The organism is Sandarakinorhabdus sp. (assembly GCF_040398645.1).
Classification (GTDB): domain Bacteria; phylum Pseudomonadota; class Alphaproteobacteria; order Sphingomonadales; family Sphingomonadaceae; genus Sandarakinorhabdus.
The window spans coordinates 1-7181 of the sequence record NZ_JBBATR010000016.1 but is presented as its reverse complement, the minus strand read 5'-3'; the positions used below and the strand labels follow the sequence as shown (position 1 = coordinate 7181).

At 61.5% G+C, this 7181-nt stretch carries 6 protein-coding genes and 1 pseudogene; 6 read left to right on the top strand and 1 reads right to left on the bottom strand.

Annotated elements, in window-relative coordinates:
- The 6 genes and pseudogenes from ABWP50_RS05435 to ABWP50_RS05410 all read left to right on the top strand — a co-directional run.
- Positions 1-228, top strand: a pseudogene (locus tag ABWP50_RS05435) (hypothetical protein); the annotation flags it as partial.
- Positions 225-1019, top strand: a complete 795-nt coding sequence (locus tag ABWP50_RS05430) for an HAD family hydrolase (protein ID WP_353216977.1) — start codon at positions 225-227, stop codon at positions 1017-1019. The pseudogene ABWP50_RS05435 and the gene ABWP50_RS05430, both read left to right, overlap by 4 nt.
- Positions 1016-2140 carry a cysteine protease StiP domain-containing protein gene (locus ABWP50_RS05425; protein WP_353216976.1) on the top strand — a complete coding sequence of 375 codons (1125 nt, stop codon included), beginning with the start codon at positions 1016-1018 and terminating at the stop codon, positions 2138-2140. The genes ABWP50_RS05430 and ABWP50_RS05425 overlap by 4 nt, the downstream gene beginning before the upstream one ends.
- Positions 2137-3099 (top strand): HpcH/HpaI aldolase/citrate lyase family protein, encoded by a 963-nt coding sequence (locus ABWP50_RS05420; protein ID WP_353216975.1) that lies wholly within the window; start codon positions 2137-2139, stop codon positions 3097-3099. Before ABWP50_RS05425 ends, ABWP50_RS05420 begins: the two co-directional genes overlap by 4 nt.
- Before the next feature lie 36 nt (positions 3100-3135).
- Positions 3136-3936: an AIM24 family protein gene (locus ABWP50_RS05415; protein WP_353216974.1), complete on the top strand. Its 801-nt coding sequence runs from the start codon at positions 3136-3138 to the stop codon at positions 3934-3936.
- 59 nt (positions 3937-3995) lie between these two features.
- Positions 3996-4481, top strand: coding sequence for a hypothetical protein (locus tag ABWP50_RS05410; protein WP_353216973.1), 486 nt, complete (start codon positions 3996-3998; stop codon positions 4479-4481).
- A gap of 36 nt (positions 4482-4517) precedes the next feature.
- Here the strand turns inward: ABWP50_RS05410 and ABWP50_RS05405 are convergent.
- A partial coding sequence (locus tag ABWP50_RS05405) for a calcium-binding protein (protein WP_353216972.1) occupies positions 4518-7181 on the bottom strand: 2664 nt, incomplete at its 5' end.

The window sequence follows — 7181 nt, the reverse complement described above, 5'->3', positions numbered from 1 at the left end:
ATCACGCGCAGCCCGATCCATATCGGCGGCGCCATCACCAGCAAGCTGGAATTGACCGACAATTATGCCAGCGGCGTACCCAATTTTGTCCACAATCTGGACACCGAAGGCCACAGCGCCGTGATAATCTGTCACGAAACGGACACCGAAACGCTGGATGCCGGCTTTGTAAGGGACGTAGCTGGCATCAGCGTCGATTTCAGCTGTGACCTGCTGGTGACGGCATGATGCCGCCCGATCAGAAAACCCCAGATCCTCGGGCAATCGCGCTCGTCGATATCGACGACACGCTGTTTCAAACCCTGCGCAAATGCCCGGCCGATGTGCCCCGCGATGATCTCAAGCTGATGGCCTGGGGCGCAGATATGGCGCCGATCAGCTATGCCACGCCGCGCCAGCAGAATTTTATCGCTTGGTTACAGGCGCATACGATCTTCATCCCCGTCACCGGGCGCAGCAGTGAGGCGTTGCAGCGCACGCACCTGCGCTTTGGTGATGCCGTGGTCGGCCACGGCGGCGGCATCTTGCAAACCGATGAAAATGGCGGCCTGCGTCATTGCTCGGACTGGGCGGCCACAATGCAGGCCCGCACCGCGCCGCACCTCGCCATGTTGGACCAGTTGGACAGCGCCGTCACCGCTGGCGCGGCAGCCAGGGCCATCGGCGTTCGCGGCAAGATCGTCGAAGAGGCTGGCCAGCCGCTGTATCTGGTCATCAAGCACCGCGACGCCGACACCGGCGAAGATGCGAAATTGCACGGCCTGTGCCGGCAAGTGGCTGAAGCACATGCGCTTTCGGGCTGGACGCTGCACATCAATGGCAACAATGTCGCCTATATGCCGCCCGGCCTTGGCAAGCGTGATGCTGCCGAGGCAATCCTGCCGCGCCTGCGCGCGCAGCACCCGCATCTGCCCGTGATCGGCGCCGGCGACAGCCACACCGATCTGCCGTTCATGCAATTGTGTGATTTCATGCTGACCCCCGGCAATTCCCAGATTGCCGGGCGGCTGCTGGCATGATGGCTTTGCCCCTGAATGGCCATGCGCCGGCGCTGGGCAGCTATGATCCGGCCGATGTGCAGTTCCTGCTGCGGCCAATCCGCATGGCCGTCACCGAAGTCGTTGAAAAAGAACGTCGCATCCAATCGGGCGCAGCGCATTACTCAGAGATGCTGTCACCCGAAACCGCGCCCAGCCCAGCCTATATGGCGATTTACCAGCAGGCGCTGGCGGCCAATGGCCCGCGCCTGGCAGGGCACATCAACCTGCTCAGCCGGCAGCTGCTGGCGTGGCAGTCTGGCGATCCGCAGCGCCAGTTGGCGATTGTCTCCCTGGCCCGGGCCGGCACCCCGATCGGCGTGCTGCTGAAACGCGCGCTGGCGCGGCTCGGCACGGCGGCAGCCCATTATTCCATCAGCATCATTCGCGGCCGCGGTATCGATCAGGCTGCATTGCGCCACATATTGGCGCGGCATCATTCAGATGACGTCGTGTTTGTGGATGGCTGGACCGGCAAGGGCGCCATCGCCAGTGAATTGCGCGGGCCGCTAGGGCCATCGGCGCTGGGCGTGACGCCCCGGCTGCTGGTGGTGGCCGATCCGGCCGGCGTGGCCGATCTGGCTGCTACCGGTGACGATTATCTGATCCCGTCCGGCATCTTGAATGGTGTCGTGTCCGGGCTGATCAGCCGTTCGGTGCTGCCTGCGGCGGCCGGCGCGGATGATTTTCACGGCTGCGTGCGGCTGGATCATCTTGCCGCCCATGACGTAAGCCGCGCCTTTGTCGACATTGTCGATCAGCTGGCGGCGGCCCTGTCGTCAGAGCCTTACAGCCAGCCCGATCCTTGGCCATGGTCGTCGGCAGAGCGGCACGCACTGGCGCAGCGCTGCACCGTCATGCTCGGCTTCGTGGAAAAGGATACCGGCGTAACCGACCGCAACCGGATCAAGCCGGGCATTGCCGAAGCCACGCGCGCCGTTTTGCGCCGGGTGCCGGACCGGCTTTATCTTGGCAACACCGCCGATCCGCAGCTGGCTCATCTGGTGTTGCTGGCGCGCGAACGCCAGATCAGAATCGAACCGTTGCCGCCCGGCAGCCACTACCGCGCCGTGGCCGTGATTGCCCAAATGGCTGGAGAATGACGATGCGTCCCGAATTGCTCACAGTTCGCAAAGCCGCATCAATTCATCCGGCCCGGCTGGGTGCCACATTGTATGTGCCGGCCACACGCGGCGATTTGCTGGCAATCGCGCTGGGGCACAAATACCCCAGTCTGCGTTCGGTGGTGTTTGATCTTGAGGATGCCGTGCTGCCCCGCGATATTGGCCACGCCATGGCCAATCTGGCGGCATTGCTGCTCCAACTTGAACGCTCGCAGCTGCTGCATGGCGATCGGCCGCTGCTGTTTGTGCGCCCGCGCGATGCTGCCATGCTGGCGCACCTGTCCGCATTGCCCGGCATTGCGCAGATCACCGGCTTTGTAATTCCCAAGGCCACCGCCGATGTGATGCCGGCCTATATCAGCAGCCTGAGCTGCGCCGACCATGTCATCATGCCGACCATCGAAACTCGCGAAGCCTTTGATTCGGTGGAAATGCGCCGGCTGCGCGAGCAATTGATCGCCATTCAGGATCGGGTGCTGGCGGTGCGCATCGGCGGCAATGATCTACTGCAAACGCTGGGCTGCCGCCGCTCCACCCGTCGCACGGCCTATGATGGTTTGCTCGGCAAGATCATCGGCAATCTGGTTGCCGGCTTTGTACCGTGGGGCTTTGCGATGAGCGCGCCGGTGCTGGAAAATTTCACCGATATGGCCATGCTGCAGGACGAAATCGATCAGGATATCGAACATGGCCTGTTCACCAAAACCGCGATCCACCCGGCGCAAGTCGATATGATCCACGCCGCCTACATGGTCGATGAAGCGGTGCATGCCAATGCCGTCCAGATCCTCGATGTCAACGCGCCGGCCATTTTCGCCTGCGATGGCATCATGTCGGAACCGGCAACGCACCGCGCCTGGGCCCGCGCCGTGATTGAACGCGCCGATGCCTTTGGCGTGCGCAAACCAGAAGGCCCCGGGCTGGCGTTGGTGGTGTAACCCCGCCAGACTGAAATCCCATCGCAGGAGCATGCAATGAGCGAAGACTATCGCCGCCTTGTCGAAACCATGCCGGGCAACGGCGTGACCATCGAGGTGTATGAATTCACCCGCAAGGCCTATGGCGGATCATCGGCCATGCCGTCGGCAGCGCCGGCCGCCGCCGGTGCAACCGCCGCCCCGATCACCGTGGTGTTGCCCACGGCGATGCACTGGCGGCAGGTGCGCATCATCCTGACCGGCGGCGGCGCGCTGGTGGAGCCCGGCGCACTGCAATATGCCATCGGGCAGCTGGAAGTGGAGGTGCAAAAGCTCAACCCCAAATCCAATATCTTCAGCCGCGCCGTGGCGTCGGCCGGCACCGGCGAATCCGGCTTTGCCACCCATTATCGCGGCCGCGGCGAAGTGTGGACCGAACCGACCACCAAGCATTTCATCCTGGCCGCCATGGACGGCGAGCAAGACGCGCTGCTGCTCGACGACAAGGCCTTTTACGCCTGCGAAAGCACCATCGCGCTCAAGACGCACATCCACGCCAGCGTGCAGGGCATGTTTTCGGGCAATGGCCTGATGCAGCCCAAGCTGGAAGGCAAAGGCGTGTTCGTGATCGAATCGCCGGTGCCGGTGAACGAAATCGAGGAAATCGAGGTGCAGCCCGGCCAGGAAGTGATCGTGGATGGCGACATATTGCTGATGTATTCGGCCAGCCTGCAGGTGGAGCTGAAGCCGCTGGTACGCGGCTTGCGCAATCTTTACCGTTCCGGCGAAGGCCTCGTTTACAAGATCCGCGGCAAGGGCCGGGTGTGGATCACGCCCACGGTCAATATGGGCAAGTGATGCGGGCGGGGGCGGCTTGCCCTTGAACGGGTAGCAGCTTGCGATACAAGCAAGTGCGTATGGCACGGCCACCTCTGTTCCAGCGATTGCTGACGATGATGCGCGGGGACCGCGCTGCGCCCGCCGCTGCGCCGGCGGCTGCCGCGCCGCCGCCGCCACGCTTCGATTTCAACGATCCGCGCATTCCGGGTGCCAGCCAGCCCAAGATTGCTATCATCCTCAAAACACTATCGGAAATTCAGGAATTGGCGCAACGCAGCGGCGGCAATAGCGCCGGCGAGTATCTGGATGAAGCACGCCGTATCGAAACGGCCTATTTACCGGAACTGATGATCAGCTATTTTGCCATCCCGGAACAACATCGCGCCGAGATTTTCCGCCGCACGGGCAAATCCGCAAGTTTCCAGTTGAACGAACGGCTCGACACAATCATCGACGAATTACAGGAAATCGCCCGCTACTTCGCCAATGGCGAAATGGAAAAATTTTCCGGAAATCTGAAATTCATCGACAAGCGCTTCGGTTCGAACCACGATTTTGAATGAATCAGCCTAGGCCGGCGCAGATGGTCCTGCCGCGCCCTAACCAAAGAGGAAATCATTGGGCGCAAGTGCGCCAGGGGCAACGCCGACGATGGTGATGGCGGTGGCAGCATCGAAGCTGATCAGCGTGTCACCGCCCACTTGCGTCATGCGGCCCTGCAACTGGGCGAAACTGGTGATGCCCAGCGATGCCGCCAACTGAATGAGATCTCCGTCGCCTGCGCCGCCAGCAAAATCAAACAGCGCATCGCGGCCATCGCCAGCACCGAACACGATGCGGTCATTGCCGGCGCCGCCGTAGATCGCATCATCGCCCTGGTTGCCGGACAGCGTGTCGTCCCCATCGCCGCCGACAAGCACATCATTGCCGCCGCGCCCGAAGAGGGCATCGTCGCCGCCAAGGCCAAAGAGGAAATTGCCGCCGGCGTCGCCGCGCAAACTGTCGGCAAAAGCCGATCCGATGATGCCTTCCACCTCAACATACACGTCGCCGGCCGCTTCGCCGCTGTTGTTGGCCCAGACCACCAGATCGGCCGTCACGCCAGTGGCGGCGCCTTCATAGGCGACAAAGTCAAAGCCAAGATTGCCGATCAGCACGTCGGCTCCGGTGCCGCCGGTCAGCACATCTGCGCCAGCGCCGCCATCCACGCGATCATTGCCGGCACCGCCGAACAGACTGTCATCGCCGATTTCACCAAACATCAGGTCGTTGCCGTCGCCGCCGAACACGAAATCATTGCCGTTGCCGGCGATCAGCACATCATCGCCGCCACGCCCGTCCAGAACATCGTCGCCGCTCTGGCCATATAGCCAGTTGATGGCCGCATCGCCCAAGAGCCGGTCAGCAAAGGACGAGCCGACCAGGCCTTCGACATTGAACAACTGGTCGCCCAGCGCACCGCCGGTGTTACCCGCATTCGACGTCAGATCGACTATGATGCCGCTGGTTGCATCATCATAATGCCCAAAATCAAAACCGCCCTCACCGTTCAGCAGATCAGCGCCCTCGCCGCCAAGCAAGCGATCCAGGCCTTCGCCGCCATAGAGCGCATCATTGCCTTCATTGCCCCACAGCGTGTCATCACCGTTCTCGCCAAGCAGCACATCATTGCCGGCGCGCCCATAGACAACATCCCCGCCGCCCCCGCCATAAATCCAATTGTCCCCGCCGGTGCCGCGCAGATCATCGCCAAACGCCGAACCAAGCAAGCCCTCAATGACGGCATAACTGTCACGGGTCGCTTCGCCGGTGTTCAATGCCCACACCACCAGATCGGCCAGCACGCCAGCGGTGGCTGTGATATAGCTGGCGTAATCAAAGCCATCGCCGCCGTCCAGTATGTCGCCGCCTGGACCGCCGATCAGCAGATCATTACCGCCGCCGCCAAACAAATCATCCCCGCCAAAGCCGCCATTAATGCGATCATCGCCAACACCGCCGAAAATGCGATCATTGCCGGAATAGCCAAAGATGTTGCCGCCTACCGTGCCGTCCCGGCCATCATAAAGATCATCGCCGAAATAAAGCTGCACATCGCCCAGGATGGTGCCGCTGTTCAGCACAGTCACACTCAATTGGTCGTTGCCCTGCTGATCCTGTTCGAAATTAGTCTGGAAAAAATCCCGCCTGGGAAAGCCATAGCGGCCAATTATAGCAGTCGATTCGAGCACCAGCACGCCGCGCGACGACACGGTGATTGCGGCGTTGGGTGAGTTGGACTGCGCGATGGTCAAGACGCCGGTTTCGCCATCGCCAGTCACTTCTTCGAAACTGTTGAGGTTGATAAGCCGTATCTTGGAGGTGGCCGATGAAAATGTGCCGGTATTGACACGCTCAAAGCCGATCATCGGGGCCAAATCAAAGGTGAGATTGGAAGAAGACGAAAAATGCAGCGTGTCCTTGCCGGCGCCGCCGTTCACAATCCCGCCGATAACGGGCGCTGCGCTGGTGGTGCCAAAGGTGGTTATCCAGAATGTGTCGTCACCCGCGCCAAGATCCGCCGACCCGATCAACGTTGGAAATCCAAAGGAGCCGCCGAGCAGTTCCAGTTGTTCCGCGCCGTCACTGCCCACCACGCTGCGCAGGCTTGAGCCCTGTCCAATCGTGACAAAGCCGCCTGCAAAGCGCAAATCCACCAACGGATTCTGCGACTGAAGAAAATTGTAAAAGCTGCCGGGCGCAAGCAGAATTTCGCTGAAGCCAGACAAGCTATCGATATTTCGAACCTGCGGCCCAACCAGCAATCGTTCAAAGCCCGTTATCCGCGATCCGTTCAGCACGCTGATCGGCCCGTTCAATTCCAGCGTATCAAAGCCGCTGCCACCGGTCACGAAACTGCCGTGATTCTGCGACTGATCGGAACCGTTCAAGACAAAACGGTCGTCGCCCGAACCAAGCTCTACCCACACGCTCGCGGTCGACGGGCCAGTCGGGCTGTGCACGAACAGATCGTTGCCGCCGCCAAGGCTAACCCGGCCGCTGATCAGCCCGGAATTCAGCACCGTGTCTGCCGTGCCAAAACCCAAGATTGCCAGATTGAGGTCCGACGAAAAGCTGTCGGTTGCGCGAATAATGCCGCCCAAGGCATTTTCGATAGTCACGCCGGGGCCTTCGATGATGATGGCCGGTTCGGCCAGCGTGCCGTTCACCCGGCCGCGTTCGGTGTTGATGAACCGCACAGTGCTTCCGGTGATGCGGAACGC

Excerpts from the sequence above, each read along its gene's own strand:
- ABWP50_RS05420 (WP_353216975.1), top strand. The coding sequence starts at position 2,137 with ATGACGATGCGTCCCGAATTGCTCACAGTTCGCAAAGCCGCATCAATT.
- ABWP50_RS05425 (WP_353216976.1), top strand. The coding sequence starts at position 1,016 with ATGATGGCTTTGCCCCTGAATGGCCATGCGCCGGCGCTGGGCAGCTAT.
- ABWP50_RS05410 (WP_353216973.1), top strand. The coding sequence starts at position 3,996 with ATGGCACGGCCACCTCTGTTCCAGCGATTGCTGACGATGATGCGCGGG.
- ABWP50_RS05430 (WP_353216977.1), top strand. The coding sequence starts at position 225 with ATGATGCCGCCCGATCAGAAAACCCCAGATCCTCGGGCAATCGCGCTC.
- ABWP50_RS05415 (WP_353216974.1), top strand. The coding sequence starts at position 3,136 with ATGAGCGAAGACTATCGCCGCCTTGTCGAAACCATGCCGGGCAACGGC.